Annotated in this window: 31 protein-coding genes and 1 pseudogene; 16 read left to right on the plus strand and 16 right to left on the minus strand. The window is 50.9% G+C overall.

The window, feature by feature from the left end:
* From HMPREF2609_RS10830 to HMPREF2609_RS11225, 3 genes and pseudogenes are all read right to left on the minus strand, one after another.
* Positions 1 to 359 (minus strand): annotated as a pseudogene (locus HMPREF2609_RS10830) (hypothetical protein); the annotation flags it as partial.
* Positions 360 to 869: 510 nt separating this feature from the next.
* Positions 870 to 1,544, minus strand: a complete 675-nt coding sequence (locus tag HMPREF2609_RS10100) for a Type 1 glutamine amidotransferase-like domain-containing protein (RefSeq protein WP_070536739.1) — start codon at positions 1,542 to 1,544, stop codon at positions 870 to 872.
* Between the two features lie 130 nt (positions 1,545 to 1,674).
* Positions 1,675 to 1,842, minus strand: coding sequence for a Type 1 glutamine amidotransferase-like domain-containing protein (locus tag HMPREF2609_RS11225; protein WP_080972587.1), 168 nt, complete (start codon positions 1,840 to 1,842; stop codon positions 1,675 to 1,677).
* Between the two features lie 107 nt (positions 1,843 to 1,949).
* Between HMPREF2609_RS11225 and HMPREF2609_RS10105 the strand changes: the two genes are divergently transcribed.
* Complete coding sequence (locus HMPREF2609_RS10105) at positions 1,950 to 2,621, plus strand: hypothetical protein (protein ID WP_246825650.1); 672 nt, start codon at positions 1,950 to 1,952, stop codon at positions 2,619 to 2,621.
* A 114-nt stretch (positions 2,622 to 2,735) separates the two neighbouring features.
* Here HMPREF2609_RS10105 and HMPREF2609_RS10110 read toward each other — a convergent pair whose 3' ends face one another.
* Complete coding sequence (locus HMPREF2609_RS10110; RefSeq protein WP_070536743.1) at positions 2,736 to 3,200, minus strand: OsmC family protein; 465 nt, start codon at positions 3,198 to 3,200, stop codon at positions 2,736 to 2,738.
* A 171-nt stretch (positions 3,201 to 3,371) separates the two neighbouring features.
* Between HMPREF2609_RS10110 and HMPREF2609_RS10115 the strand changes: the two genes are divergently transcribed.
* The 3 genes from HMPREF2609_RS10115 to HMPREF2609_RS10125 are packed head-to-tail and all read left to right on the plus strand — an operon-like array spanning position 3,372 to position 5,541.
* Positions 3,372 to 4,247, plus strand: coding sequence for an AzlC family ABC transporter permease (locus HMPREF2609_RS10115; protein ID WP_070536745.1), 876 nt, complete (start codon positions 3,372 to 3,374; stop codon positions 4,245 to 4,247).
* Complete coding sequence (locus tag HMPREF2609_RS10120) at positions 4,240 to 4,578, plus strand: branched-chain amino acid transporter permease (protein WP_070536747.1); 339 nt, start codon at positions 4,240 to 4,242, stop codon at positions 4,576 to 4,578. Before HMPREF2609_RS10115 ends, HMPREF2609_RS10120 begins: the two co-directional genes overlap by 8 nt.
* A 9-nt stretch (positions 4,579 to 4,587) precedes the next feature.
* Positions 4,588 to 5,541, plus strand: a complete 954-nt coding sequence (locus HMPREF2609_RS10125; RefSeq protein WP_070536749.1) for an AzlC family ABC transporter permease — start codon at positions 4,588 to 4,590, stop codon at positions 5,539 to 5,541.
* A gap of 78 nt (positions 5,542 to 5,619) precedes the next feature.
* On the opposite strand, the gene tpx is transcribed toward HMPREF2609_RS10125, so the two are convergent.
* Positions 5,620 to 6,120: a thiol peroxidase gene (gene tpx, locus HMPREF2609_RS10130; RefSeq protein ID WP_048752533.1), complete on the minus strand. Its 501-nt coding sequence runs from the start codon at positions 6,118 to 6,120 to the stop codon at positions 5,620 to 5,622.
* 568 nt (positions 6,121 to 6,688) lie between these two features.
* On the opposite strand from tpx, the gene HMPREF2609_RS10980 reads away from it, so the two are divergent.
* The 5 genes from HMPREF2609_RS10980 to HMPREF2609_RS10155 all read left to right on the plus strand — a co-directional run bounded on the left by HMPREF2609_RS10980 (position 6,689) and on the right by HMPREF2609_RS10155 (position 10,371).
* Entirely contained in the window at positions 6,689 to 7,027 is a 339-nt protein-coding gene (locus HMPREF2609_RS10980; protein WP_168160742.1) for an LppP/LprE family lipoprotein, read from the plus strand.
* 36 nt (positions 7,028 to 7,063) lie between these two features.
* The gene (locus HMPREF2609_RS10140) at positions 7,064 to 7,717 is read left to right on the plus strand and encodes an LppP/LprE family lipoprotein (RefSeq protein WP_070536752.1); all 654 of its coding nucleotides are present in this window, start codon (positions 7,064 to 7,066) and stop codon (positions 7,715 to 7,717) included.
* A 461-nt stretch (positions 7,718 to 8,178) separates the two neighbouring features.
* Positions 8,179 to 8,595 (plus strand): DoxX family protein, encoded by a 417-nt coding sequence (locus HMPREF2609_RS10145; RefSeq protein ID WP_070536755.1) that lies wholly within the window; start codon positions 8,179 to 8,181, stop codon positions 8,593 to 8,595.
* Between the two features lie 79 nt (positions 8,596 to 8,674).
* Positions 8,675 to 9,355, plus strand: coding sequence for a class I SAM-dependent methyltransferase (locus HMPREF2609_RS10150; RefSeq protein ID WP_070536756.1), 681 nt, complete (start codon positions 8,675 to 8,677; stop codon positions 9,353 to 9,355).
* Between the two features lie 266 nt (positions 9,356 to 9,621).
* Positions 9,622 to 10,371 carry a class I SAM-dependent methyltransferase gene (locus HMPREF2609_RS10155; RefSeq protein ID WP_070536758.1) on the plus strand — a complete coding sequence of 250 codons (750 nt, stop codon included), beginning with the start codon at positions 9,622 to 9,624 and terminating at the stop codon, positions 10,369 to 10,371.
* 152 nt (positions 10,372 to 10,523) lie between these two features.
* On the opposite strand, the gene HMPREF2609_RS10160 is transcribed toward HMPREF2609_RS10155, so the two are convergent.
* From HMPREF2609_RS10160 to HMPREF2609_RS10175, 4 genes are all read right to left on the minus strand, one after another.
* Positions 10,524 to 11,135, minus strand: coding sequence for a Type 1 glutamine amidotransferase-like domain-containing protein (locus tag HMPREF2609_RS10160; RefSeq protein ID WP_070536761.1), 612 nt, complete (start codon positions 11,133 to 11,135; stop codon positions 10,524 to 10,526).
* 151 nt (positions 11,136 to 11,286) lie between these two features.
* Positions 11,287 to 12,513, minus strand: coding sequence for a histidine kinase (locus tag HMPREF2609_RS10165; protein ID WP_246825651.1), 1,227 nt, complete (start codon positions 12,511 to 12,513; stop codon positions 11,287 to 11,289).
* Positions 12,514 to 12,798: 285 nt separating this feature from the next.
* Positions 12,799 to 13,788 carry a protein argonaute-2 gene (locus tag HMPREF2609_RS10170; protein WP_070536765.1) on the minus strand — a complete coding sequence of 330 codons (990 nt, stop codon included), beginning with the start codon at positions 13,786 to 13,788 and terminating at the stop codon, positions 12,799 to 12,801.
* Between the two features lie 745 nt (positions 13,789 to 14,533).
* Complete coding sequence (locus HMPREF2609_RS10175; protein WP_037231096.1) at positions 14,534 to 15,190, minus strand: TetR/AcrR family transcriptional regulator; 657 nt, start codon at positions 15,188 to 15,190, stop codon at positions 14,534 to 14,536.
* Between the two features lie 93 nt (positions 15,191 to 15,283).
* On the opposite strand from HMPREF2609_RS10175, the gene HMPREF2609_RS10180 reads away from it, so the two are divergent.
* Together HMPREF2609_RS10180 and HMPREF2609_RS10185 are read left to right on the plus strand one after the other, a co-directional pair.
* Positions 15,284 to 15,643: a nuclear transport factor 2 family protein gene (locus tag HMPREF2609_RS10180; protein ID WP_048752508.1), complete on the plus strand. Its 360-nt coding sequence runs from the start codon at positions 15,284 to 15,286 to the stop codon at positions 15,641 to 15,643.
* Positions 15,644 to 15,777: 134 nt separating this feature from the next.
* Complete coding sequence (locus HMPREF2609_RS10185) at positions 15,778 to 16,560, plus strand: SDR family NAD(P)-dependent oxidoreductase (protein WP_070536767.1); 783 nt, start codon at positions 15,778 to 15,780, stop codon at positions 16,558 to 16,560.
* 122 nt (positions 16,561 to 16,682) lie between these two features.
* Here the strand turns inward: HMPREF2609_RS10185 and HMPREF2609_RS10190 are convergent, their stop codons facing one another.
* Positions 16,683 to 17,315 (minus strand): DJ-1/PfpI family protein, encoded by a 633-nt coding sequence (locus HMPREF2609_RS10190; RefSeq protein WP_070536816.1) that lies wholly within the window; start codon positions 17,313 to 17,315, stop codon positions 16,683 to 16,685.
* 299 nt (positions 17,316 to 17,614) lie between these two features.
* On the opposite strand from HMPREF2609_RS10190, the gene HMPREF2609_RS10195 reads away from it, so the two are divergent.
* The 4 genes from HMPREF2609_RS10195 to HMPREF2609_RS10210 all read left to right on the plus strand — a co-directional run bounded on the left by HMPREF2609_RS10195 (position 17,615) and on the right by HMPREF2609_RS10210 (position 20,691).
* The gene (locus tag HMPREF2609_RS10195; protein WP_070448709.1) at positions 17,615 to 18,574 is read left to right on the plus strand and encodes an NADP-dependent oxidoreductase; all 960 of its coding nucleotides are present in this window, start codon (positions 17,615 to 17,617) and stop codon (positions 18,572 to 18,574) included.
* A 149-nt stretch (positions 18,575 to 18,723) separates the two neighbouring features.
* The gene (locus HMPREF2609_RS10200) at positions 18,724 to 18,912 is read left to right on the plus strand and encodes a hypothetical protein (RefSeq protein ID WP_070536769.1); all 189 of its coding nucleotides are present in this window, start codon (positions 18,724 to 18,726) and stop codon (positions 18,910 to 18,912) included.
* A gap of 329 nt (positions 18,913 to 19,241) precedes the next feature.
* Positions 19,242 to 20,057 carry a class I SAM-dependent methyltransferase gene (locus HMPREF2609_RS10205; protein ID WP_070448711.1) on the plus strand — a complete coding sequence of 272 codons (816 nt, stop codon included), beginning with the start codon at positions 19,242 to 19,244 and terminating at the stop codon, positions 20,055 to 20,057.
* Between the two features lie 376 nt (positions 20,058 to 20,433).
* Positions 20,434 to 20,691: a GlsB/YeaQ/YmgE family stress response membrane protein gene (locus HMPREF2609_RS10210; RefSeq protein ID WP_037231102.1), complete on the plus strand. Its 258-nt coding sequence runs from the start codon at positions 20,434 to 20,436 to the stop codon at positions 20,689 to 20,691.
* Between the two features lie 106 nt (positions 20,692 to 20,797).
* Here the strand turns inward: HMPREF2609_RS10210 and HMPREF2609_RS10215 are convergent, their stop codons facing one another.
* The 4 genes from HMPREF2609_RS10215 to HMPREF2609_RS10230 form a co-directional block, all read right to left on the minus strand.
* On the minus strand, positions 20,798 to 20,989 hold the full coding sequence (locus tag HMPREF2609_RS10215; protein WP_004005169.1) for a type II toxin-antitoxin system VapB family antitoxin: 192 nt from the start codon (positions 20,987 to 20,989) through the stop codon (positions 20,798 to 20,800).
* A 246-nt stretch (positions 20,990 to 21,235) separates the two neighbouring features.
* On the minus strand, positions 21,236 to 21,463 hold the full coding sequence (locus HMPREF2609_RS10220) for a YdeI/OmpD-associated family protein (RefSeq protein WP_013397528.1): 228 nt from the start codon (positions 21,461 to 21,463) through the stop codon (positions 21,236 to 21,238).
* A 227-nt stretch (positions 21,464 to 21,690) separates the two neighbouring features.
* The gene (locus tag HMPREF2609_RS10225; RefSeq protein WP_070536771.1) at positions 21,691 to 22,422 is read right to left on the minus strand and encodes a 1,4-beta-cellobiosidase; all 732 of its coding nucleotides are present in this window, start codon (positions 22,420 to 22,422) and stop codon (positions 21,691 to 21,693) included.
* Positions 22,423 to 22,854: 432 nt separating this feature from the next.
* On the minus strand, positions 22,855 to 23,622 hold the full coding sequence (locus HMPREF2609_RS10230; RefSeq protein ID WP_246824285.1) for a protein RtoA (Ratio-A): 768 nt from the start codon (positions 23,620 to 23,622) through the stop codon (positions 22,855 to 22,857).
* Between the two features lie 389 nt (positions 23,623 to 24,011).
* Here HMPREF2609_RS10230 and HMPREF2609_RS10235 point away from each other — a divergent pair, with 389 nt between their 5' ends.
* Positions 24,012 to 24,224, plus strand: coding sequence for a TOBE domain-containing protein (locus tag HMPREF2609_RS10235; RefSeq protein WP_037234731.1), 213 nt, complete (start codon positions 24,012 to 24,014; stop codon positions 24,222 to 24,224).
* 114 nt (positions 24,225 to 24,338) lie between these two features.
* On the opposite strand, the gene HMPREF2609_RS10240 is transcribed toward HMPREF2609_RS10235, so the two are convergent.
* Both HMPREF2609_RS10240 and HMPREF2609_RS10245 read right to left on the minus strand, forming a co-directional pair.
* A complete protein-coding gene (locus HMPREF2609_RS10240; protein WP_070536775.1) occupies positions 24,339 to 25,061 on the minus strand; it encodes a type 1 glutamine amidotransferase domain-containing protein in 723 nt (240 codons plus the stop codon).
* Positions 25,062 to 25,239: 178 nt separating this feature from the next.
* Positions 25,240 to 25,650 (minus strand): hypothetical protein, encoded by a 411-nt coding sequence (locus HMPREF2609_RS10245; RefSeq protein ID WP_070536777.1) that lies wholly within the window; start codon positions 25,648 to 25,650, stop codon positions 25,240 to 25,242.
* Positions 25,651 to 25,653 lie beyond the last annotated feature (3 nt).

Raw genomic sequence — 25,653 nt, forward strand, 5'->3', positions numbered from 1 at the left:
TGACCGCCCTGACCGGGAGTACCAGGCTGACCAGTCTGGCCCTGACCGCCCTGACCGGGGGTACCAGGCTGATCGCTGTCGTGATCACCAGGGTAATCGGGGGTGTCAGGCTGATCGGGAGTGTCAGGGTGATCACTGTCGTGATCACCAGGCTGACCGGTCTGACCCTGACCGCCCTGACCAGGCTGTCCCGGCTGACCGGGCTGGCAGTCACATGCAGGAGAGGTGGGAACCTGATCCGGCACGTTAGCAAACGTAGCAGGCATTGCCACGAAGGATGCACCCAACAAGGATGCGGCGGTGCCGGTCGTAACCAGCGCCTTCTTAATTCCGGGAGATTTCCGCTGATGAGAAGTCATATGTAAACCTCTTTTATGTCGGCTTCGTGTGCACGGAAACTTTCAACTACCGCAGGAGTAAATCCTCAAGGGCAGCCTAGACTAAGTATCCAATTCCCAGGCTACAGGGGCTCCACTAGGCATACAAGCATGTTTATAACATTTAAGTGAACATCACTCAGCTTGCACCCTTTTTTGTCTACAATAAACGCTTCAAAAATCCTGCATATCCAGGGGTCTCTTAAGGACTTTTACCCCCTCATGCATCCCCTGCAGTTCCAGGGATTGAAGAGAATAAGATCCTTCATGTAGCACCCACTAGAAGCACGCTTAAGATTCCCGGGTAAAATCTGCACCTGAGGTTAAAAATAAAGTTTTAATAACACGTGTCGAATCCGGTCACATAGTGGCACACCCTACACAACCCCCGCTTTTCGCTTGATATATCAAGTACTTTCACTATCGAAATGTATTCTCAAAATTTACATATCAAGAGCTTCGTTGCACAGTCGAAACCTGCCGGTGAACGTGCTACAGCTCCACAGCACATATACCTTTTGTCGTCTGATTATATAAACCAGCATTGCTCACACTTCGATAGACTACATCTACTGCCTCATTGCAATATCGAACTGCCGCCCCATCGTCTAAAGCTACCCCTGGCGGTAAAGTACCGCTTTGTAGTGTCTGCAAAAAACTTCTGGGACGACCGAGTTCGGTATTGAAATGAGGGCAGAAGCTGCCAGGCAGTATACCCAAACCGTCATTGAGCGCCTCTAAACGACCAAACGAATCGGTCAGACATGACTCGAACCAGCAAGCTGCGCCCGCACTTATACCTGACAGAACTGTTCCCTCGACATATGCTTTGCGAAGCACGCGGTCAAGTCCATGCAACCTCCACACAGCTAAGAGGTTTGCGGTGTTACCGCCTCCAACATAGATGATGTCTTGACGGCGTATAAATTCTTCAAGGTTCAGCTCTGTGCGGCGAAAAAGCTCAAGATGAGCAGGAATACACGAATATCTTTTGAAAGCAGTATAGAAACGCTCAATATACGCACGTGAATCTCCACTAGCCGTAGGAATAAAACACACCCTTGGTTTTCTCCGCAGGCTGGACTCTAACAGAAACACATCTTGATCAGTATTCTCACCGTCAGAGAACCCACCACTCAGAAGCACAATAGTGCGTTGAGTCTCCATAGGTAACCAACCTTCCACAAATAAGCCATGCAATCATAGCCCATCCTAGACACCGAGCATATCCAGAGTATATAGGTCTATATATGGATTCAACGCGGTAACACCCTACTCAGCATTCGCACTGTGAAACTCAACCTTCGTTGGATGCTCCACCGTACGAGAGACCGTGCAGCCTCCACGCAGCTAAGAGGTTTGCGGTGTTACCACCTCCGACATAGATAATGTCTTGACAGCGTATAAATTCTTCAAGGTTCAGCTCTGTGCGGCGAAAAAACTTAAGATACGCAAGAGTACAGATAACGCCACAAAATTTTCAGGGAACTACTGATATTATCGGCGTAGTTCGTCTGGATTTAGCCAATTCGATCAGTTACTACATCACATAATAAGGAATAGGGAGAAAACATGAGCAGAACTACCATGATCATTATTATCACCGTTGCCATTGCCATCCTCTACCTCACTTACGATGCGGTGCGCAGATCACGAGAGAAGAAGCTCCCCTACGTATTTAAAAGGAAGTATCACCAGTTTGAAGGATGGCTGAATGTGACAGCGCTAGGTTTAACAATAGATGCCTTAATCATTCCGTGGGATATGGCATGGACCGGAATGTGGAATATCATTCTTTTCGGCGGTACAGCACTACTTAGCGCGAATTTCCTCTACGCATACGAAATGGAGTACTTTAGTATTCACTCAGACGGTACTATTAAATACCATACTCGAACAGGAAAAATTATTACAACACATTTTAATTGTATTAATAAATATAGTTATTCTCCTTGGGGTAAAAATTTCCGTGGAGGTGAAGATATTTCGTCTCCTGATATTTTCCACCTCAGAACTAGAGACAATAAAACAGCAGCCAAGTTTTCAATAAAAGCTACCAAAGAATACTCCATAGCCGCGCATGTTATCTTCCGACAGGAGAAGGGTCGGTGGGCACACACCCACAGTTCAGAAGACCAGGCTCAGATTGAAGAAATCCTTCGCGATAAAAAATCTATTATTCAATATCTGACCGAAAACCCTCAAGGCACTGGGCTTGCTGATGATTCAGCACACTATATGTAATATGTTTCCGCCTCAAAAAGTCTTGCAATAAATGCCGAGCAGATAATTTTTAATAATCTGCTCGGCAAAAATATATGCTTAAAGTCAAGGCCAATACGATAATCCAGCAAAGCCCTACTCAGCATTCACGTTATGAAACTCAACCTTCGTCGGATGCTCCACCGTACGAGAGACCGTGCAGTCTTTCTCCGCGCTCAAACGAATTAATCGATCCACCATCTTAGCGGCCTGTGTGCCCGCCTCGGTTTCAGGGAACTGCACGTCAAAATCCACCTCAACATTATCAAGACGTACCGCACCGTCCTCATGCTTCTTCAGAGCAGAAGCAAGTACCTCGAATACCTGTGGGATTTCACGGCGGGTGGTGACCGCATCCACATCGACCGAGGAGCATCCGGCAATCGCCGCTAGTAAGAGCTCCACCGGAGTTAGAAGCCCATCGCCCACCCCGAAGTCCAGGTTTGCCCCATTCGCACCATGTGCCCGGTACCGCAGGCGATCAACCCGTTCTACACGAACTTCGCGGTAGTCCTCAGACCCGCGGCGTACTATTGTTTTCTCAGCAGGCGCTTTATTCATCAGCAATACTCCTTAACACGGTGAAACTGTCGCTTGTACATTGAGCATAACGCAGGCACCACATCTTTATTCCTCCCCTGATATTCCGTACAGCAAAACGAAGTACATAAAACTTCCCTAAAATTGGATAGGATAATTGAAGACTCATTTTCACTCTTGCTGAGAGGCACCATGAAAGATATCGCGAAGGAAACAAGCGACGCAGAACATTATGCCGCGATCGGTCATAACCCCACCGAGAGCGGTTTCAAACAGGCTTTACGGGCATCCAGCGTAGTGCTTGCAAGTTTCGTGGTGTTGGGGTTAGGTTTGGGCGTTATTATTAGTGCTCACCATTTACCGTGGTGGCTTGCGCCCGCAATATCCCTCATCGTTTACGCCGGTTCCGTCGAGTTCCTAGTCGTAGAAATGATCGCAACCGGCGCCAGTGTAGGCGCTATTGGCTTCACAACTCTGCTCGTGAACTCCCGACACCTGGTATACGGTATTTCTTTCCCTCTGCAGAACGTCAAGGGTTTCTGGGCGAAACTCTACGCCATATACACGCTCTGCGACGAATCCTACGCGCTCAACACCGGCCCCGACCGGAATACGCTCTCTCACGCACGTATTCTATGGGTGAGTACATTCCTGCACATCAGCTGGGTGGCAGGAACAACCGCCGGGTTCTTTATTGGCGCATCGTTTCTGAGCCACCTTGAGGGTATGGATTTCGCCATGACGGCTCTGTTTACGATCCTCGCGATTGATGCTTACCGCGCTCAACGGGATAATGTCACGGCTCTTCTCACGCTGATCTCTGGCGCGGTGGGTATTATCCTGGCACCCGGTTCCATGCTTCTGGTGTCGATGGGAACCTACACTGCCCTGCTGATAGTACGGTTCTTTATCGCAAAATCACGGGGAACACTGCCGGAACACCAGATACCCGCCCCAGAGAATAACGCATCGCTGACGGTTGCCGAAGACAGCACGACAGATCAGGTGAAAACTCCAAGCCCCACATTCACTCACTACACCGACCCGCAGGAGAACCCCCATGATTAACGGCCACATCGATAGCGGCTATATTATCAGCGCCGTTCTGGTGGCGGCGGCTGTAACCTTTGTTCTGCGGGTGCTCCCCTTTGGTCTCAAAAAAGCCCTTGCAGGTTCTGAGGTGCTGGATGCGCTCAGCCATTGGATTCCACTCGGGGCCGTAGCGCTTCTGGCGATCTATGCGGTAAGCCGTATTGACTTTTCATCCACACACACCGCGGTTCCCTACCTTGCCGGGTTTGTGTTGACGGCGCTCGTGCACCTGTGGAAGAAGAATATGGTATACAGCATGATCGCCGGTACCGCCACCTGCGTTATTCTCATCAACTGGGTTTTCTAGGGGCATACCATGTTTGAAAGATCTTCACACCCCAACCGCCACCTTGGGGAGGCGCCGCAACAAACCAGCGACGAACAGGTTCTCGATATTATCGCCTCCGCAGGTTTGGCGACCAGCAGCATTCCGGTGGTGCAGGAACGCGAGCAGGCTTTACGCGCAGGCGATGATGCCCTTAGTCTTGAGCTCCGCCGCACTGGCGAGAGCGGATTTCGTGAGGCAATGCGTGCTGCATCCCTTGTGATGCTGGGCCTGTTTTTCGTAGGAATTGGACTCGGTGTTGTGATACACAGCTTGGGTTTTCCTTGGTGGCTTGCGCCCCTGCTTCCAGGAGTTTTATTCGCCGGGTCTGTAGAGTTCGTATTGCTGACGATGATGGCAGCGGGTGCCTCGCTAGTATCCGTTGCGGTGATGACGTTGCTCATCAATTCACGCCACCTCATGTATGGGCTGTCCTACCCTATCGAGCGTGTGCACGGCTCTCTCGCCAAGTTTTACACCGTCTATACGCTCATCGACGAGGCTTTTGCCCTCAACAGTGGACCGGAACGGCATACTCTAAGAGGGTCACGCATTCTGTGGATTCATGCGGGAATGCATATGAGCGTTATCCTCAGTTCCACACTCGGGTTCTTCTTGGGGTCGAGTTTTCTGGCGCATCTTGAGGGGTTCGATTTCGTGATGACCGCGCTCTTTACGGTGCTGGCCCTTGATGCCTACCGCGCTAACCCCGATAGACTCACGGTGCTTTTCTCGGTGATTGCGGCGGCAGCGGCGCTGATTATTGCCCCGGGGTCTATGCTCTTGGTGGCGATGGCAGTGTATATGGCGCTTCTGATGGGGCGTTATGTGGCGGCGAAGAAACGCGGTTCTCTGCCTCAACATATGCTGGTCGCCGACGAGCTTACACACCATCGCACGGAACACGATCGCGCAGAAGAGACTCCGCACGAACCAGCGCAATAGTTTCAGACGGCAGAACAAAGCAGGCACCACGGCACGGAAAAACCGAGCATGGTGCCTGCCTGATAGGCTCAGCTGCGTTTACTTAAGAGCTGCGAGCGCAGCCTCGTAATTGGGCTCGTTGGTGATTTCGGGAACGAGCTCGGTGTACACTACCTCGCCGGCAGGGTTCACGACTACGACGGCACGTGCCAGCAGGGCCTCAAGCGGCCCGTCGGTCATTGTCACGCCGAAGTCCCGTCCGAAGGATGAGCGGAATGCGGAGGTGGTAATAACGTTCTCAATCCCCTCAGCAGCGCAGAAGCGGCCAATGGCGAACGGAAGGTCGTTCGAGACGCACAGCACCACAGTATTGTCTAGTGCGGCAGCATCCTTATTGAAGGTGCGTACGGAGGTTGCGCACACACTGGTATCGACGGAGGGGAAGATATTCAGAATAATGTTCTTGCCCGCGAACTGGGAGCCGGTGACCTCAGCGAGATCGGCATCAAGTACGGAGAATGCGGGGAGCTTAGAACCGACGGCGGGAAGGTTGCCGCTAGTGTGAACTGCAAGGTTATTTTGAAAAGTAATTTCAGCCATTTCCTCATTGTCGCGCATTCTCTGCCCCTGCGCAAGGGGAACTGTCGCGTAAGAGCCGGGCGGCGCGGTCTCGTCGTACATTCATGCTGTTGCGAAGAGATACAGGAAATTGACAGACGCCGGGCTACTATACATGACGGATATCGTGGCATTCTGGCAAATAACGTCGTAAGTTTAAAGGTGGAACCTTAACATTGTCTTTTACGGCGGCTGATGTTTTTAGGTATCAGATACTTACGGCCTACTCTCACGGTTGAGAATTTGCAGACGGTATCTAATGTTTACAACCTCACATGTATAAGGTAAGGACTATAACGCAATGTATCCGGCAAACACGAAGCTTTCCTCTCTGAAATCCCGTCTCAGAATTATAGTTTTTGGTGCTCTTCTGACGCTGTTATTTACCTCGTGCGGCGCTCCTTTCGGAGCCGAGCAGAGTTCGTCCACCCCCTCGCAGCAGTGCGGAACATTGACAGATCAGCAGGCTCTCGAAAAATATGGGCAGGAGATACCACCCTACACATGGGACGGAGACACAAGCGAAGGCTCTCCTTGGGACACATCTAAAGTGCCCGAAAATATTCCTACCAAAAACCCCGAGCTAAATACCTACGATCCGTGTGCGGAATTCTCGTGGATTACCATGGACCTCAAAAATGGAACGGGTAGTTCTCCAGCACATTTACTGTTTTTCAGCCATGGTGAGTTCATCGGGGTTGCAGAACAAAAGCCTTTTGGAAAGTTTGTGCCTCACCGGCTATCGCCCACGAGCGTCGAGGTTCGTTATGTATACCCCAAAGCTGATGAATGCAACGCTTGCGCAACGGGGCGGGCTATTAGCGTGTATACTTTCGACCCGCAAACCCGGCAGGTCTCCCGCACTGGCGAGTTGCCGCCAGTAAACTAGGAGTAACAACACGCACCGATACGAAAAGAGTTTTTCATGTCTAGATTTCCTGTAAAACCGCTAGTTTTCTGCGCTGGCGCGGCGCTTCTGCTTTCTTCCTGCGGTAACCCGTTTGGCGCATCCACCGATTCGGGCAGCAGTTCGCAGGCTGCACGCAGTTCCAGCTCATCTAGTTCTTCATCCGCTTCAACCAGCGCATCTGCCAGCCCAACTCACTCTCCCACAGCAAGCGCTACCAGTTCTTCAGCCTCTCCAAGTCCGAGCGTGTCTGTGGTAACGGTAACCGCCAACCCGCAGCCGGAGGCAAGTACCGTTACGGTAACCGCATCGTCAAATTCTAATTCGGGGTCTTCATCCTCAAGCGGGCGTTCGGCATTGGAATCTAATGCGAGTAAACTTCGCGGTCATCATTCGTGGTCCCTAAGTTCGGCGGATACTTCGACTTTCGATTCGAGTGCGGAGCTCTCGTGGATTACGGTTGGGTCATCTGATGGTGCGTCACATATTATGCTGTTCCATCGCGGAGACTACTTGGGAACCGGCACGCTCAACCCAATTCAGGGTTCCCCTTCGGTCTCACGAAATTCTGCTAACCAGATTTCGGCCTCTGTGGGGTCTTCCCAAGCGACGTTCACCTGGGATTCCGCTCAGGAAAAGATTGTTATGAACGGGGATTTGCCGACCGGATAGTTCCTGATAAACCTGTGTAAGCAAGCGGTGAGCCCCGCATCCAACCTTCTGGATGCGGGGCTCACGTAAATCTGCTGTGTATTCAGTTCATGTGGGCTTTATGTACCCCATCAAAACTGCTGACTCTAGCTTAGGCTGCGAACTTCTTCTTGTACACGAAAAATGCTGCTGCGCCGACGAGAGCAAGTACAATGAGCTTCTTCATAAGAGAGGATTCCTTTCATGGGATCAGTGATTGGGTGCCCTCACGGGCCTTTCCGTGATGTCTTAGCACCGGTTCACTCATTCTACCCTGTTCTGGTATGGATTCGCTATCGTTACACGACGTGTAAGGCTCATATTGTGCGGTAGAAATGTGAATTTACTCAGTTTTAGAGGTGCGGAACCACGCATGTGCAATGCCCTAGAGAATCCATAAAAATCATCCGGCGGTAGTAGTGCGGATGTGCAAAACTAGAATTATGAGCTTGAAGAAAAACGTATCTGAGGATTCCCGCTCCGGCGGTAAGAAACATATAGCGCCTGTGGTAACAGCCGGTTTTCTAGGGACCACGGGTGTTCTGCATTTTGCGAAACCCGAACATTACGACGCAATCGTTCCTCGTGCCCTGCCGGGCTCCGCACGGTTCTACACCTATGCTTCGGGGGCTGCTGAGCTCGGTATCGCAGGGCTGCTGAGCGTCCCAACAACCCGCCGAGCGGGTGCCCTCGCGGCTATTGCACTGTATACGGCGGTATTTCCGGCGAATGTGCAGATGGCGTGGGATTGGCGGCATGAGTCAACGTTTAAACGTGTTGTGGCTTTCGGTCGGTTGCCTCTGCAGATTCCACTGATTCACAGCGCCTGGCGCATCTATAAAACCTCCTCTCGGCGCTAAAGCTCTCCTGGCGGTGGCACAAGCTGCGGCCGTGCTATGATAAAAAATCTTCACGCCTGGATTATTATAAAGGAGCACTATGTCTAGTACCCGCCAGAACCCGGCCGAGCAGGCGAAGGCCCTTGCTTCCCAGCTTAAGTGCCCCATGGGTGACACCGGTCAAGAGCTAGCACACTCTTTAAACCTGGGGAATCTTCCCATGATTGTGAGCGCCCTGAATGCATTAGGCATTGAGGAAGATGACCGCATCCTGGAGGCGGGCCCGGGCAATGGTGGGCTCCTCAATTATGTTCTCTCCCTCGCAGAGAACCTGCACTATGATGGGGTGGAAATTTCGCCGCTCATGTATGAGCAGGCCCGCGCCGCCAATAACGTGTTTATCGCAGAAGGGCTGGCTGAGTACGCGCTGTATGACGGCGTGAATCTGCCGTATGAAGACGGTATTTTCACGAAGGTGTTGAGCGTGAATACGGTGTATTTCTGGGAGGAACCGGCTTGGCTGCTCGCAGAAATGTGCCGGGTGCTTACCGCCGGCGGGCGGGTGTGTTTAAGCTTCTGTGAAAAAGATTTTATGAAGACCCTGCCATTCACCAAGTACGGCTTCGCCCTGTACGATGCCGCCGATATAGTTGCGCTCACACAAGAACTGCCGCTACATACGGTAGCTGTACAGCATCTGCACGATATGGCGGTGGCGGGCGGCTCTGCCCGGCTGGTACGACGCGACTACGTAAACCTCGTGCTTGAAAAAGAACGCTAAAACATCTGAACAGCACCCCATATATTTTGGCACTGTCACTGGCGGTTTCTGTCTGGAAGAGTTTTGCCTTCAGAAGTTTTTTACTCGTCATTAATGCAAAAACTCTTCTGAATAGAGTGCGTTTAATAGGCCGTTTCTCGTATTCAAACATAAAAAATATGGACGCGTATATTCCAAAACAGGTATAAGTGTTTTATAAGGAGTCATATTTCTCTCTCACGACGCTCAGAAATGTGCTCACCATACTAATCTAAGGCGGAGAAGCCATGGCAAACACTAACCTCACGAACAAGCTCAAGCCCGAATTCCGCACTAACCCGCCCGCTGAAGAGAACGGCATCCTGATGTGCCTGGATGATGCGCAGGTTCAGGGCGATAACGCCAAATACATGAAATTCTACAACCGCTTAGCCTCCGTCTACGACCTAGGCGAACGGTGGTTTGGGCGTCTCGCTTACGGCAATGAAGTCGCACAGATGCGCCAGCAGTTCATGAAAGAACTAGAGTGGTTTCCCGGTTGCTCGGCACTGTACGTCTCAATCGGCACCGGTACCGACCTACGGTACCTGCCGGACGATATTGAGGTGAGCGCAATCGACTGGACGGGTGCCGATATTTCGCTCGGGATGCTCAAGAAATGCCAGAAAATCTGGGGTGGGCGCGCGAACCTGAACCTGGTGAACTGTGCCGCCGAGGATCTGCCCTTCATCGATCAGAGCTTTGACGTGGTGCTGCACGTGGGCGGCATTAACTTCTTTAGCGATAAAAAACGCGCGATCGAAGAAATGATTCGGGTGGCCAAGCCCGGCACGAAAATTATGATCGCAGACGAAACTTCCGACTACATCGATTCGCAGTACAAGAAGAACGTCCTCACCCGTAAAGCCTACAAGAACGCCACCTTCGATCTCTCAGAGATTGAGGCGCTGATACCCGAAGACATGGAGGACGCAAACACCAGTTTGCTCTGGAATGATCAGTTCTATTGCATCACGTTCAGGGTTCCGCAAGACTAAGAAAGACCAGAATTACAATCATAAGGTGAAGCGGGAGCAGTTTCTTCATTCGGGAGCGATTAGAATGCTCCCGAATGAAGAAACTGCTCCCGAAGTCTGCCGTGTTCAAGGTGAACACGCTATGCGGTGGGTTTCTGCCTGATGGAGAAAACCTAGACGATAAAGCGAACGCCGCCCTCAACCCGAATCGCACGGCTATTATTGATGGGCACAAGATCGAGCTTATCCGAATATTCGCTTTTCATACGGCGTACCGCCTGAACGAAAGGTTCTTCTTCCTCGTGCACCGCCGGGTAGAAATCGACAATTCCCAACGCCTTAAAATTAAACATTCCCAGGGCAGCGTCAGAGTCGTCCATAACTCGTGCATACTCGATATCAGGCGAAGCGACCATAGCTCCAGCCGACTCCCCCACGTACATCATGCCGTGGCGCACTTTTTCGGCAATGAAATTGATGAGGTCTTTGGCTTTGAGCTGCTGCAGCAAGTAGAAGGTATTACCGCCCGAAATATAGAGAACTTCAGCTTGTTCGATGCGCAACTTCGCGGTTTCTGAATCAACTTCTGCAATGTCGAGAATATCGGGGGTTAGCCCTAAATTTTTGAAAACGTTCAGGGCATCCTGAACGTAGAAAGTTGTGTTTTCAACCATGCTGGCGGTAGGAATAAACACCACCTGCTGTTGTGATGGGTTGCCGCGCAAGAAATTTTTGAAGGCGGGTTCTACACCGGCGAAGTAAGAACAGAGGAAGGCGCGCATCATCTATCTCCTGGCGAAGGCATCTACACTGGGGTTTTATAAAATCGTACCGGTCGATTTACCCATGCAACACCCCTAGAAGGAAATTTTAGGTTTATGTAGCACCTTATCTTCTTCTAGGGGTGTCAGCACAGAGATTTTCTCTTAATAAAGCCTAGTTCGTGGTCGGAACCAGGGTCTTGAGGGTAATGTCGCTTGCGACTCCGCCATCCGCGTATTCAAGGTATGCGCGTACCACGTATTTCTTTCCTGCCTGCAGCTTATTACCGGGAATAGTCAGGTCGCCCTCGAAGTCGCCGTTCGGTTTCGGGGTAACAGTCGTATTCACGATCTCATCGCTGCTGGGATCGTCAAGCTCAACATTGTATTCGGTGAAAATCAACCGAACCTTGGAGCCGTTCTGAGCCGCTACTGCAGGGCTAAACCCGCCGCCAGCAACCTTCAGGTGATTCTCGGCGGCACTGCGACTAAGGGGTGCACCGTTAATGATGCCTACAACCTCATCATCCGTATCGCCATAAAGATCCTTAGTCACAGCCCTTACCCAGTCGTCGCTGCTGGATTCAATAAGCACCCGATAGTGCTTGCCTTCCTGAATCTTGGATCCAGGAATCTGAATCTGGGTAGTAAAGTTACCGTTCTTCACCTCTGCCGAGACGTCTTTGATGGCAAGAGTTTCGTTAACCTGACCGTTCTCGTCCAGCCCCTCAACTTTTATCTTGACCTGCTTCACGTCATCAAAATGGGTTCCGGTCAGGGTCAAGACATTGGTGTTCAGGTGGCTGCTGAGCTTATTTGTCTTCGAGGAGTTGGTGGTCAGGGTTACGGAAGACTGCAGGTCCTTGCTGTCAACCTGCTGTACAGGCAGATCTTGTTTAGCCTCTATTGTGCGGTTACCGTGCCCAGGGTAGCTCATAATGTAGAGAACATAGTGTTTCTGGGGATCGAAATCGCCTTTAACCTTGGCAGTGCCACGGAAATGACCGTCTTCCGTCACAACAAGGCCTCCGCCGTCTTGAACTAAGTTCTCGCCAGTGAAGTCGCCGTCTGCATCAACCTCGTAGACCTCTGCACCTAAACCGTCAAAAGACTTGTTGAGGTCAATCCCCTCACCAGTAATCGTAAGGTTGTTCTGCCCTGTCAGAGGGTTCAGCGGACCGCCCTCAACGGAAGTTACTTTAGCCCCTGTATTAATATTTGTGTTGTTCCCATTGGTGTTATTAGTGCCAGTATTTTGGCCACCCGGAAGCGTAGAGATAGCCTGCTGAGTCTGCGCACCAGCTTTCCCTTCAGCGGCAAAGGAAGGAACGGAAGGCACCACGGATGCACTTAGGAGGGCAAGCGCACCCACTCCGGTCAGGATAAAACGGGTATTGGACATTTTGTACTCCATTCATCGGTTAGTGGAATACTGTTAAATGTAATACATGGTTGAGTTTAGGTCTAGCATTTTTAGCATTATTTCTTGATATTTATTTTTATTACAACATGAATGTTTCGATGGAAAATATATACATAAACTAATGTGTCAACACGACTCAAAGGGTCTTCAACAGCATGCATATCACTAAAACATGCCCCCGAAGACCCTTGAGCCGAAAATATATTTTATTTTTCAGAAATCTAATACACTAAACAAAATGCAAAAGATAATACGGTATATTAATTACCGTGCTGCCGACAGAGGAACAACCGGAATATAGGTACGGTTCCAAACCACGACGGGGTAGTACGCGTAACTCGCCGTTAAGGTATCCCGATCGAACGCATCAATGTAGACTCGATAATGGTGGTTCGGGTTAATCTTAGTGCCATCAACACTCACGTACATCCCGAAGCTCCCGTCCGAACCAAGACTAGACCCTCCGCCGTTGCTAACGTCATCATTAACGATGTTCCCGAACTCATCAAGTTCCTGAACACGCGGCTCGTACTGTACACGGTGGGTATTATCGATCCCCGTAGTCTCTACAGACAGAACGTTATCAGTATTCTGTGGGTCAATGAATCCATCGACAGAGGTGATCGCAATAAAACCGGAGTTCTGATTTGCGGGTGCGGAGGGCTGGCTATGACGGCTCTGATTATTCTGTGATGCAGAATTCGAGTTTGAGCTGCTCTGGGATGCGGATGCACCCTGTTGTTGACCCTGAGCCTGCTGACCCTGACCGTTAGCACTCTGCTGCTGGCTCTGACCGCTGGCATTAGTACCCTGCTGATCCTGAGATGCACTAGGCTGAGCCTGCTGCTGTTCACCGCCGGATGCAGCCTTCGAAGGATCCTGTGTCGCACCGCCCTGTGTGGCACCATCCTGGTTCTGACCACTGGCGTTAGCACCCTGCTGACCCTGAGCATCAGCATTGGCACCCTGCTGCCGACCCTGACCGTTAGCGTTAGCACTCTGCTGCTGATCCTGGGTTGCACCATCCTGGTTCTGACCACTGGCGTTAGCACCCTGCTGCTGGCCCTGATCCTGACCTTTCTGTGCTGCAGAATTTGGCTGGCCCTGTGTGGCTCCAGAACGTGCCTCATCCTGAGGGCTTGCAGGCGCTGCATTTGCCTGCGCAAGCGGAAGAACCGTCACACCCGCAAGGGTGAAAATAGCAGCTCCGGTCATAGCCGGACGAGAATAGCGAAAAGCCATCATAAACTCCATTCATCGGTGACATGAACAATTCAACCCTAAACATAATTGAGGACCGAGATACAAGGGATATCGAGGAATCATCACAATAATTATTCTGAGAACGAATTTTTTACGTTGATATAGAAATATTCGAAGTTATTTAGCCAAGGTTTTATAAAAAATTTCTCCATTAAGTTTTTACAGAAAAATATAGCTCTGCCTCTCGTTTTTGATACAGGCGAAGCGTATCTTGAATTGTAAGGACGTATCAGAATTATTATGAGCGCACCTTATCCATTAGATATTTTGACGTAGCTCACCGAATTTTGTACGCACACTGGCAAACAGGTTCCCCGACTCTCCCCTGATGTTCATTACATCGAACGTTTCTTCTCGAAGCGCGCCATGAGCGCGACAAGGTGGAGGCCCACAAAAACATACCGCACGCCACCCATGTCGTGGGGGTTGAGTGCCGCGAGATACAGCCTCTATTCTCACGTTGGTTAGGTAAAACCGTTCTGGTGCACAATAGCGTCTACCGGCTCCCCGCGGTATTGCGGGGTGATTCATACCTTTTGCTGAGGAGTATATGTTGTTTCTCACCAACTTTTTCCCAATGGGTATCTGCCTGGTGGACTACCGAAACGCGGTTAAACTCTGCGTATTTTTATCCTTCACTCTTACGACCCAAGGCGGGCAATACTGCAATATTTCACGAGCTAGGTTAGATACTTTCTACCGAATAAGGTCTTGTATCCATCTCGCTGATTGCATGTCATATAGAGGGTTCGTGAGTTCCAATTCCAGTGAACAAAGTGTGCATAATCAAAGTGGTCAGGCGGTCTAGCTCGGCATCGTCTACAACCGCCTCCAGTCTGGCCAAATCATCCGGACCGGTCGGCATTGGCGGGGCTTTAGCTCCCATACCGGTGCCAGTGATACCAGCTACCGCCTCGTCAGTCATGGCACGGAACATACGCTGCGCCCAGATAAGGTCTACATCTGCAGCGATATAGCCCTCACGCTGTGCACGCTCAAAAACCTTACCCAAACGCCCTAAAAGAGTGCGTTGTTTTGTAATCACGGCGGGATCGTCATCACTCAGATGCGCCATCGCATACAACCAGATCGCCTTCACCCGCATTACGTTAACAGTCAGGCGATGCAGCGCCACCATTACGGGAGCAGTCTCGGGACTTGCTGACTCAAATGCTTCATAAAATTCTCTAACGGCAATATTACTCAGCTCCGCGAGAAGAACCTCGCGACTGGCGAATCTGCGATGAATAGTTGTTCGAGTGACTCCTGCAACCGTAGCCACCTGCTCCAGCGAAGCAGTTGGGTCTCGGCGCAATACTTGTTCGGCGGCATGAAGCACGATATTGACCGTGCGCCGCGCATCAGCTCGCAATGGCTTAGATGAATCAATCACGTAGTTATTACCCTAATAAATAGAACATGTCTGTTACAGTTAAATGCGTGGGTTATACCCGCATGTCATATATTCTATTCGCGAGAGGGTCAAATGACTACTAAGCAGACCGTCCTGAATTACTATTCGGCAATTCACTCCGAAAATTGGCAAGACTACATTTCCGATAAATTAGCCTACGGATTCAACAGCGCAGAACAAAATCTTGGCAAACAAGATTATCTGCAGGGTGCCGGAAATTTTTTTAATTCCACCACTAATGTTGAGCTTGCACATCTTGTGGTTGAAGGCGACAAAGCGGCGGTTATTGCGCGCTACACCGCAAAGTCCCCCGCAGGAGACACCCAGATTTTTGAGGTTCCGGAATTTCTCACAGTGCGAGACGGCAAAATTATTACCTCCAGCATTTATCTTGACGGCGCCGCCTTTATGGCCTTTATAAAAGGCGAGTAAAGCTTTCTAGCCGCTTTCATTCAACTTCAGCAAATTCCTAAATACCCGCAGCACATTCGCTGATCTCGCCTGAGATAGCAGGTTTTATGCGGGAATTGCTCTTTATCACTCATTCCCTCCCCAAGGAGATCATCATGAATACCAATTCTGCGCTTTCCGGCAAGAATGCCATTATTACCGGCGGCAGCGACGGTATCGGCTACGGTATTGCCGAAGAATTCGCCCGCCAAGGTGCTAACCTATTCCTCATTGCTCGCACCCCCACAAAACTTGCAGAAGCCAGCGCGCGCTTGAGCGAATACCCCGTGACCGTGCACACCTTCGCAGCAGATTTAACGGATATTTCTGAAGTACACCGTGCCGCCGAGCACGCCCTCGATATTTTGGGAAGTATTGATGTGCTGGTCAATAATGCCGGTATTGCACGGTTTATTCCCTTTGAGCAAACCGACGAGAACGCTTTCGACGAGCATTTTAATCTCAACGTTAAAGCCCCGTATTTCTTGGCACAAAAGTTATTGCCTGAACTCGCTAAAAATTCTGGCAATATTGTTAACATTTCGTCATATTTTTCGAAGCGGATGCTTCCCGGGCGTCCTTCGACGGTCTATTCCATGACAAAGGGCGCATTGAATCTTTTCACGCAGTCACTAGCGTTTGAGGCGGGTTCCGCCGGAGTGCGCGTGAATGCGATTGCGCCAGGAATGGTCGAAACTCCACAATTGCTGCGCAATGTTTCTGCGATGCCGCCTGAAGCGCAGGAGCAAATGAAGCAAAATGCCTCGGCGTTGATTCCATTGGGGCGCATCGGGAATGTTGATGATATTGGGCGTGCCGCCGCGTTTTTGGCATCGGATGCGGCCGCATGGGTGACCGGCGCGGTATTGAGCGTGGATGGCGGTATTACGACGCACTAGGCTCGTTGCCCTGTTCTCTCCTCCCCTCTTCTCTAGCGCTGTAAAAAGGCTCTTTATACGAATCAAGCTTTAGAAAATCCGCTTTATTCGTATAAAGGGTCTTTTTATGCGCTGGGAGGCAGCTACACTGATTCGAACTCGGCAGAATGTGCAAATGGGTCAGTATCCGGGTCATTTTGCCACAGATATTCGCAGCGGGACGCGATCTCTTGAGCCGTTTCCAAACCCCACCGGTCGGCGATAAAACCTAGAGTCATATCCATACCCGCCGAAACTCCCGAGGATGTATAAAACTTCTCTGTGCTCACCCAACGCGCCTTCTGCCGCCACCTCACCTGTGGCCGCGTCCCACGCACCCACTCGAAGGCACGTTTGTTAGTAGTAGCAGGCTTCCCGTCAAGAACACCTGTGGCAGCAAGAAGTGCCGCTCCGGTGCAGACCGTCAGGCAGGTTTGACTTTGCTGTACCAATTTCGCAAGGTTTTGCAGGAATAGGTCGTTCATCACGAGAGAGCGCGTACCTATACCTCCTGGAATCAGAAGAATGCTCCCCGGAGGAAGACTCTCAACAATTTCCGTCTTGAGGGTAAAGCCCTGGGCGGAACGTACCAATGAACCACCGTTTTCGGATGCGCCCGCCACCGAGATATACCGCATACGCATATCAGGCACACGATGCAAAAATTCGATAGGTCCCATAGCGTCGAGAGTCTCATAACCGTCGAAGAAAAGACAGTACACAGATGTAGTCGTCATAGCACCCATGCTAAAAAGGGTCTTTATGTGAATCAAGCACGATTCTTCAACGTTTTATTCACATCAAGGGTTTTTATTATGCGCTCAGGCATGTGCTGCAGATTTGTACGCCTGGAAATATACCCGGGTGCCCGTCGTAAAACCGTCATTTATCACGGTTTGGCGCGCATACAGGTTAGAGTTAAACACAGAGGCATTATTCTGGGTGCCGTCGCCCATTACACAGCTACGGTTCTCATGTCGAATGCCGTGCATCCTACACCGATGCTTCCGCAATGACCGATAAGAAAGAGATAAATATGTCGCTACCAACCACAATGCGCGCCGTACAATACGACAAATTTGGCGGGTCTGATCTGCTCACGATCAACGAGGTTCCCGTGCCATCTCCCCGCCCCGGCCAGGTGTTGGTACGCGTGCAGGCCTTCAGCGTGAATCGCATTGACGTGATCGTGCGCGAAGGCGAAATGCGGCTTTTTACGGGTAAACGCTTCCCCAAAGGTACCGGTGTGGATGCGCTCGGCGAGGTTGTCAGCGTGGGCACCGGCGTGATGGACTACAAAGTTGGCGATATTGTGTGGGGGTTCAACGGCTCCATTTCTATGGCACCCACCGGCACAGCGGCCGAATACGTGCTATTCCGTGAGAACCGGATTCACCATGCGCCGCGCATCCAGAACCAGATTGATGCGGCGGCACTGCCGCTCGTGAGCCTTGCCGCACTGCAGGTGCTCCGCAAGAACCTGAAACTCCAGGCCGGTCAGCGTCTGCTGGTGGTGGGTGCTAGCGGCGGTGTGGGGCATGCTGCACTGCAGATCGGGCAGATTTTGGGGGCTCAGGTGGCGACAGTTTCTGCCGAAGAAAATATAGCTCTGTGCCGCGAGCTAGGTTCGATTGAGGCATATGACCACGAGGCTCTGCCAGACCCCGAAAAGGTTGAGAAATTCGATGCGATCTTGGACTGTGGAGGCGTTGTGACCGCGTTTTACCGTAACTATTTGAAGCCGGGCGGGCGCATGATGACGGTCTCGCCCGACGGTCTTCCGGCGGTGCTGACCTCGCTGTTCACGAACCGTCGCGTGGGTTTCCTGCTGGCGACCAAGGCATCGTCCGAGGCCATGAAGTGGATTACCAATGCCGTCGAGCGTGGTCAGCTGCGCCCGGTCATTGAGAAGAAATACTCGCTTGAGGAGCTTGGCGCCGCGCAAGATCGTGTAGCCGAGAAACATACACGCGGCAAACTCGTAGTGGTTATGTAACTCTCTTGGGTTATTCATACGGGCGAGGTTTTGGCGTATGGCTACAAAGAGGTGGCTGTGCACTCAAAGCCTCGCCTTTATGCGGTCCCGTGACGATGCGGCACGCATGTTTGCGACGCTGGGAGTAGGCTAAAGGTATGAGAATTGGTATGCGTAAACCCAGTGTGAAACGAATGATTAAGGCCCGCACCACCGGCCGGGCAAAACGCGCCGTAAAAAGAGCTGTGATTCCTGGTTATGGCAGGCGCGGTATGGGGTTTGTGAAAAACCCGAAGCGAGCCGTAAAAGGGGCTATCTACCGCCGCACGACCTTCAGCGTGTGGGATTTGTTTAGGTAATGGAAGAGTTCTTCTCTTGCGGTAACGCTCAATCCGGGAGCATTTTCTTCATTCGGGAGCAGTTAAAGTGCTCCCGAATGAAGAAAATGCTCCCGATTTGTCATGTTGTGGTTGTAACGCCGGAATAAGAGCCTGAATATGCACCAGTATGTGCCTCACACGGTTCTTCTTTACATGTCTAGAGCCGCCCCTCGCCCATGTAGCACTCACTCCTCAATCTTGCACCGCCGCATAAAAACCTTTGGAAAAGACCCTAAAAATAAAGGTTCTCGCGCGGTATACTAAGGATAAGCTAACCTCCTCGTCAAAGCTGAAAGGGGCCTTTTCCTATGCTGAAAATCGAAGATGCCATCAGCGAGACCTTACTTATCCCCCTGTACATGAAGCACCTCGCCTCGCAACAGCCCGACCCAATCATCAAAGACGAGGCAGCGGGGCGCATCGTTTCGCAGTTAGACTACAATTTCTCTAAATTTGATAACGTCATTCACACCGTTGTCGGCACCGCGATTCGCTCAGATTACTTTGACCGGCTCGCGGCCGATTTTATTAAGCGCCAACCTAACCCGGTGATCGTTAATGTTGGATGCGGTCTAGACAGCCGCCGGGAACGCATCGGCGAAATCGCGCAGAACGTGCCGTTTTACAGCTTAGATTTACCCGATGTGATGACTTTGCGTATAAAGTTGCTGCCCCCGCAAGGCAGTGAAGTTTTCCTGGGGACCTCAGCCTTCGACGCGGGTTGGATGGACGAGCTGAACGATCTGCAGCCGAATGCCCAATTTCTGTTCGTGATTGAAGGCATGATGATGTACTTTGACCGTTACACGGTACGCGCTTTGTTCCGCGATCTTGCGCAGCGTTTTCACGGCAGTGAGATCGCGTTCGACGTCATAAACTCGTGGATGGTTTCGCATTCCGATCAGCACGAAGCACTTAAGCACTCCCGCGCGCGATTCGTTTTTGGATGCGACGACGATCATGAACCCGAGCGTTGGGCTCATAACCTGCGTTTGGTGAGCGCTAAACGGCTGATGACAGACTTTCCGGCGTGGAAGAAGAGCGGGGCACTGTCTGCCATGATAGCGCGGCGTTTACCATTCCTGAAGGAATCCTTCCGTATGCTCCACTACCGGATAGACTAACCCTGCGTATTTCAAGCGTCATCAGATTATTCTTCCTGCACAAGCAGGATCCGGCGATTTACCCGCCGGGGCACTATTTCAAGCGCAGCAGGAAATAAACCGCATTCCGAAAATGGGTGAGGTAACAAACCAGAACCCGTTGCCTTTTAGCGCGTCTTACCCCGGCTGCTCTTTTCTGCTCCTGGGGTTATAGCTTCGCAGGCTCCGCATAGTGTACAGTCCGGATTGGAACCGCATACACGTATAGTTTACCCATCAAGTAATTTGTACTGTACAATTGAGGGTTCATATGCGATAACCACACATTATCGCTCGTGTGCAAAGTCTATGGAACTCTGCGCAGTATATGACTCATCCAAACCGCAAGGAGGTATCTATGGGTCAGCTTATTGGGATGATTATTGCAGGTGCTATTATTGGCGCCCTTGCCCGCCTGTTCATGAAGGGTCAGCAGAATATTTCTATTCTTTGGACCATTATCTTGGGCGCTGTTGGCGCGTTTGTCGGAGGCTGGGTAGCTGGTCTGCTTGGCGTTGCTGAAACCGCCGGTATCGACTGGATCCGCTGGATTCTTTCGATTATCGCCGCGATGGTCGCCATCTCCATCTATCTGAGCGTCACACACAAGAAGTAGCTTCTTCCACATTCTGCAAAAGCGGATCCTCGAATATTCTGTTTCGAGGATCCGCTTTTATTGTGCGTTATGGGTGCGTTTTATTAGAAACCACCCTTATATGCACTCATGTATCTTGGTGCCGTGGAGCTGCCTGGGCTTGAGGTTCGGAACCTCCTAATGTAGCAAGCAGGCGTCCGTTTTCAACACGTACCAGAGTTTCCAAGGCAGCACGCACTAGAGAAGAATGTTCTTCGATACCAGTGAGCTTAGCCGCTTTAGCAACAATCTCTTCATCCAAAGTCACAGTTGTACGCATAATACCCTCCGCATCAGTAAACAGCACACCCTTGATGTAGATAATAATGCTGCCTATTGTGCATTACACCGGTGAGCTAGAGAACAGTAATAATCATGGTCTACCCCCCCCCGTCGGGGATGTCTTCATCATAAGCCAGTCTGAATAATACAGATTAAACCGCATTCCGCGCCCCGACAGGGCGCAAGATATAGCTTAGGGTGCGTATTCAAAATGTGGACGGCCGCGTGAAAGTACATGCTGAACCTATTTACGTGAGGCCTTATGCTCCTTGCCCATATAGATACCGCCCTGTGCCAGCTCGGTGAGCATTTGTTCGAGGCGCTCGATACGCATCGCCGGTGTCTTGGCACGGTTGATCCAACCAATATAGTCGTTGCGCTGATACGCTGGTCGAGCCTTATAGTCGGTGCGTAACCCCGCGTTTTTTAGGGCCGCCGCAATATCTTTCGGCATAGTGTGTTGTTCGCGCATAAAGCCTCCTGAGGTGGGTGTTTATCGTGTACCTGTACTCCACGCTACCTGTAGCACGGTGGCAGGTTCAAGATTTCAGGTAAGCGCGAACTATACCGGACAGTATTTTCCGCGGGTCACAGTACGCCTGAGGGCGGTTCTTGCTAGCCTTCACCTCACAGACGCAGATAGGCGCGCATCCTGCGATGGTTGAGGATACGCGCCTAACCGTTTCTTTCAAAGAGGTATCAGCGTTTTGCAGGCTGTACCGCTCCCTTAGGGGTTACCGCATTCGAACCATTGGGCATCACGGGGGTTTCAGGCGTTCCACTTGGGGTCTCACGAGACGCTTCACCGTTCATCCTGACCTCGTAGGTACCGTTAGGTTGCACCTGTGAGTTCTTATTGGAGCCATTGGGCAGACCATTTTCATTTGTAATCCAGGACCCATCGGCACCCACCCAATCGGTGTTTCCGGTGGCTGGATTGCTCCGGTCCCATGACCCATCGGGATACACCCTCACGATCTCACCGTCGGGTTCGGTTGCAGTCCAGGATCCGTCTTCAGCAACCTGCACATACCCTTCAGAACCGGGATTTTGGTTCGCTGTCTTTCCGGGGGCGCCCTGTTGTTGGGCTCCGCCGCCAGCGACGCCGCCGTTAGTTCCCGCACCCTGGTCTGCCTGGGTGCCGCCTCCATTAGCGCCGGTACCGCCGTCACCTTGCACTGCACCATTACCGGAATTCTGTTCCGCACCTGCGCCGCCGTTAGCGCCTGAACCGGAATTTCCAGATGTTCCACCGCCGTTATTCACAGCGTTGGAGCTTCCTGTGGAACTAGAAGCACGAGATGAACTTGATGAAGAAGAAGCCGAGGACGAACTTGAAGAATCATTCGCACTATTTGAGCCGCATGCGCTCAAAGCCAAGATGCCAGCAACAGCCAGAGATACGCATGCGGTAGCCTTCTTGGTAGTCATAATTCGCATCCTTTCTCCTGATAAATATCAACTGGTGTTTTAACCGTCGCATAGCTCACATGTATTGTCAGGAATTTTCCAGATTTTGCAAATATTTTTACCACGAAATATAGTTACACCTGTGTATTACACATTAAAGAAATTGAATTACCTTATATAACTAAACTAAATTTTATTTATGAACGAATCAACTAACGATTATTAATATTTTGAAAAATCATAAATTTATACTGTCTCACATATTTCCAAGACGGTGGCTTCCACCGGTATAGAATTTTTTGACGTTCACCCCAACCCGTAACCCCGACGACGTTAGCCCCCAAATTTCAGCGGGTGTGTACGCTGTGCACACAATAGGGTGCGCATCCTCAGGTATTGAGGATGCGCACCCGTTTCGCGCAAATCACTTCGCGAAAGTATCTCTGCTAGTTATTACATGCCCGGCTTAGTGGGCTGTACCGGATTTACTGCCGGGACCGCCTTCGGGTCGGGGAGTTTTCCAGGAGACACCGGGACAGCATTGCTGGGTATCTCGGGGGAAAGCTGACCGTCATAGGTAACCCGGTAGGTTCCGTCAGCCTCTACCCGGGCTACCGTGTGCCCGTCGGCATAGTTCTTAGTCCAAGAACCATCCGCCGCAACGGTACTGGTACCGTCTTCCCCAACGCTCGTCCAGCCACCGTCGCCGTCGACATGATACCGAGAACCCGTGGTATCAACGTAATCCCAGGAAGCTTCGCGGTGGATTACGTATTCGCCAGGGGTCAATGCGTTGGGGTTTTTCGTGACATTATGTTCATCATTCGCAGCATTCGCTCCCCCAGGATCGGCCTGTTGCTGCTGGGCACCGCCTTGGGCTTCAGCACCCTGGTTCGCTTGTGCTCCGCCGTTGGTATCGGCGCCGGTTACGCTGCCACTCTGTGCGCCAGTGCCGGAGTTTTGATCCGCCCCAGTGCCGTCTTCAGCACCAGAATTTGCTGCGCCGCCGTTAGCGCCTGAACCGGAGTTTGCGGAGTTTCCACCACCGTTGCTCACCGTGCCAGCTCCACCGGCGCTAGCTGTCTTGGAGGCTGTTGTTGATGATGAAGACGATGGGGAAGAATTCGAAGCATCATTAGAGCTATTTGAACCACAGGCGCTCAAAGCCATAATGCCAGCAACAGCCAGGGATACATATACAGGTACCTTCGTGGTAGTCATAATTCGCATCCTTTCTCCTGATAAATATCAGCTGGTGTTTTAACCGTCGCATAAGCCCGTGTGTATTGTCAGAAATTTTCCAGATTTTGCAAATATTTTTTATAACAGGGTGTAAATAAGTGGATATATTACATAATAAAGAATAGATATGTATTATAAAACTAAAATAACTCTTTCTCTAAACTTCTTACAATAAGAAATATTGAATATTTTATCTATGAAATATATGTGCTTGAGTTAGGTCTATCCAAGTATTACCCCGGCTTCGCATTGCAGGAATTGGCGTAAGCCCTGGGGGTTGAGAGTTACTACCCGCACAGGAAGGTGCTTGCACAAACTAAGACATGTAACATGTAGGGGATATTCGTTTACTCTGGAAGGAACCGAGCATGAAGCTTTCTGCCCGTAACCAGCTCGCTGGCACCATTGTTGAGATTACCGAAGGCGCTACCAACGGCATTGTGAAGATTGAGATCGCTCCCGGTCTGATTGTTTCTTCCTCGATTACCAACGCCGCTATTGAGGAGCTTGGGCTGCAGGTTGGTAAGCCCGCTACCGCCATTATCAAGGCATCCAACGTCATGGTTGGTGTTGAGGACTAATCCTCTCCCCTGTGCGCTCGAGTGCTTCCGGCACCGGGCAACACTAAATAAGCTAAGGCTCGATCCCGGTACGGTTCGCGATAACCGTACCGGGATCGAGCACGTTAAAACTAGTTACAGAGGCTCCGAGCCTTTAGCCTTCAGAGAGTCGAGCCGATCGAGTTCATCACACACAGAAGAAGCAACAAGATTACCTGATGAGGAGTTGTTATGCCCCGTCACCAGTCCATTAGTCGCTGCCGCTGTGCCCCTATAAGGTTTTGTGCGAATATAGTCTGCCCCGCGTTCTTTGGCTAGTTCTTCAGCATTGTAGGGTACCTTCTGAGACACTAAAGCGAGTTTCTCTTCCTTCCAGGAGGGACCGGTCAGTATTTTGCCGTTCACCAGATAGCTTCCATCACTCAGGCGTACATTGAGGATTCCGCAGTACCCGTGCCCCACGGATGCGACGATCGCGCCCCGCTCGTATACACTGGCGATGAGGTTGTGCAGCTCGGAGTTATGCGTGAAGTCGAACATGGTGCCATGCCCACCAGCCAGGCATATAGCATCGTACGTGTTCGGGTCTACGGACCGGATGGGAAGGGTGTTTTTCAAGAGCGCCATGCGTGCCTGGTTATTCAGCCAGGATTTTGCACTCTCATTGCGGAATGGGAACTTCAGAGAGCGGGGATCTAAAGGGACGTCTCCCCCACGTGGACTGGCGATGTCCTGCTCGCAGCCCTCCCGTTCAAACCTATCCCAAGCGGTCGTCAGCCCAGAAAGCCACAGCCCCGTCGGGTCACCATTATCGTACTGCCCCACATTCGTCACGATGTGCAAGATTCTTTTACCCATAAGCCTATATTAGCTGGGGCGTGCCTACACATGGGTGTGGTGTCATATCAGGGCTTTCACCAGAAACTTATCAACTATTAGCAATTCAGACTCGGGTACCTTACACTAATAGACACATTTCAGGCTGAGCCAGCACGGGTGAAGCTATCAAGTTACTGCTTCTAATACAGTGATATATCTACGACTTAATTCGAAGGGTATGAGGCTTCGGTAAGACTGTCTGTTCGAGACCTAATTCGCTTCGTAAGCTGTTCCTCAGAGTCTCGATGACGGGATCGAGCGAACCGCTATTACCCTCGTTCATCTCTTTCATGAAATCTTGAGCAGCTTCTATCTCCTTGTGGCCTCCCAAAAGGATAATATCGGATAGAGCTGATTCCAGATCATCACGATACTCTTGAGATAAATTACGCCCACGATTAGATGAATTTATAAGGCGTCGATAAGCACTCAGAAGAAAATCTATTCGCTGATTGCGTCTAGCATTATCAACTTCACGTTTTACGGTCAGCCGATGCGCTACAAAACCACCAATAACAGCACCTAATATAGCTGATAATAAAGAAAAAATTGAAACCAATATTTCCATTTT

This window comes from Rothia sp. HMSC058E10, assembly GCF_001809415.1.
GTDB classification, from domain to species: domain Bacteria; phylum Actinomycetota; class Actinomycetes; order Actinomycetales; family Micrococcaceae; genus Rothia; species Rothia dentocariosa.

Bases quoted from the DNA above. Each gene is read 5' to 3' on its own strand.
- HMPREF2609_RS10100 (WP_070536739.1), bottom strand. From the start codon at position 1,544: ATGGAGACTCAACGCACTATTGTGCTTCTGAGTGGTGGGTTCTCTGAC.
- HMPREF2609_RS10105 (WP_246825650.1), top strand. From the start codon at position 1,950: ATGAGCAGAACTACCATGATCATTATTATCACCGTTGCCATTGCCATC.
- HMPREF2609_RS10110 (WP_070536743.1), bottom strand. From the start codon at position 3,200: ATGAATAAAGCGCCTGCTGAGAAAACAATAGTACGCCGCGGGTCTGAG.
- HMPREF2609_RS10115 (WP_070536745.1), top strand. From the start codon at position 3,372: ATGAAAGATATCGCGAAGGAAACAAGCGACGCAGAACATTATGCCGCG.
- HMPREF2609_RS10120 (WP_070536747.1), top strand. From the start codon at position 4,240: ATGATTAACGGCCACATCGATAGCGGCTATATTATCAGCGCCGTTCTG.
- HMPREF2609_RS10125 (WP_070536749.1), top strand. From the start codon at position 4,588: ATGTTTGAAAGATCTTCACACCCCAACCGCCACCTTGGGGAGGCGCCG.
- tpx (WP_048752533.1), bottom strand. From the start codon at position 6,120: ATGGCTGAAATTACTTTTCAAAATAACCTTGCAGTTCACACTAGCGGC.
- HMPREF2609_RS10140 (WP_070536752.1), top strand. From the start codon at position 7,064: ATGTCTAGATTTCCTGTAAAACCGCTAGTTTTCTGCGCTGGCGCGGCG.
- HMPREF2609_RS10145 (WP_070536755.1), top strand. From the start codon at position 8,179: ATGAGCTTGAAGAAAAACGTATCTGAGGATTCCCGCTCCGGCGGTAAG.
- HMPREF2609_RS10150 (WP_070536756.1), top strand. From the start codon at position 8,675: ATGTCTAGTACCCGCCAGAACCCGGCCGAGCAGGCGAAGGCCCTTGCT.
- HMPREF2609_RS10155 (WP_070536758.1), top strand. From the start codon at position 9,622: ATGGCAAACACTAACCTCACGAACAAGCTCAAGCCCGAATTCCGCACT.
- HMPREF2609_RS10160 (WP_070536761.1), bottom strand. From the start codon at position 11,135: ATGATGCGCGCCTTCCTCTGTTCTTACTTCGCCGGTGTAGAACCCGCC.
- HMPREF2609_RS10165 (WP_246825651.1), bottom strand. From the start codon at position 12,513: ATGTCCAATACCCGTTTTATCCTGACCGGAGTGGGTGCGCTTGCCCTC.
- HMPREF2609_RS10170 (WP_070536765.1), bottom strand. From the start codon at position 13,788: ATGGAGTTTATGATGGCTTTTCGCTATTCTCGTCCGGCTATGACCGGA.
- HMPREF2609_RS10180 (WP_048752508.1), top strand. From the start codon at position 15,284: ATGACTACTAAGCAGACCGTCCTGAATTACTATTCGGCAATTCACTCC.
- HMPREF2609_RS10185 (WP_070536767.1), top strand. From the start codon at position 15,778: ATGAATACCAATTCTGCGCTTTCCGGCAAGAATGCCATTATTACCGGC.
- HMPREF2609_RS10190 (WP_070536816.1), bottom strand. From the start codon at position 17,315: ATGACGACTACATCTGTGTACTGTCTTTTCTTCGACGGTTATGAGACT.
- HMPREF2609_RS10195 (WP_070448709.1), top strand. From the start codon at position 17,615: ATGTCGCTACCAACCACAATGCGCGCCGTACAATACGACAAATTTGGC.
- HMPREF2609_RS10200 (WP_070536769.1), top strand. From the start codon at position 18,724: ATGCGTAAACCCAGTGTGAAACGAATGATTAAGGCCCGCACCACCGGC.
- HMPREF2609_RS10205 (WP_070448711.1), top strand. From the start codon at position 19,242: ATGCTGAAAATCGAAGATGCCATCAGCGAGACCTTACTTATCCCCCTG.
- HMPREF2609_RS10210 (WP_037231102.1), top strand. From the start codon at position 20,434: ATGGGTCAGCTTATTGGGATGATTATTGCAGGTGCTATTATTGGCGCC.
- HMPREF2609_RS10215 (WP_004005169.1), bottom strand. From the start codon at position 20,989: ATGCGTACAACTGTGACTTTGGATGAAGAGATTGTTGCTAAAGCGGCT.
- HMPREF2609_RS10220 (WP_013397528.1), bottom strand. From the start codon at position 21,463: ATGCGCGAACAACACACTATGCCGAAAGATATTGCGGCGGCCCTAAAA.
- HMPREF2609_RS10225 (WP_070536771.1), bottom strand. From the start codon at position 22,422: ATGACTACCAAGAAGGCTACCGCATGCGTATCTCTGGCTGTTGCTGGC.
- HMPREF2609_RS10230 (WP_246824285.1), bottom strand. From the start codon at position 23,622: ATGACTACCACGAAGGTACCTGTATATGTATCCCTGGCTGTTGCTGGC.
- HMPREF2609_RS10235 (WP_037234731.1), top strand. From the start codon at position 24,012: ATGAAGCTTTCTGCCCGTAACCAGCTCGCTGGCACCATTGTTGAGATT.
- HMPREF2609_RS10240 (WP_070536775.1), bottom strand. From the start codon at position 25,061: ATGGGTAAAAGAATCTTGCACATCGTGACGAATGTGGGGCAGTACGAT.
- HMPREF2609_RS10245 (WP_070536777.1), bottom strand. From the start codon at position 25,650: ATGGAAATATTGGTTTCAATTTTTTCTTTATTATCAGCTATATTAGGT.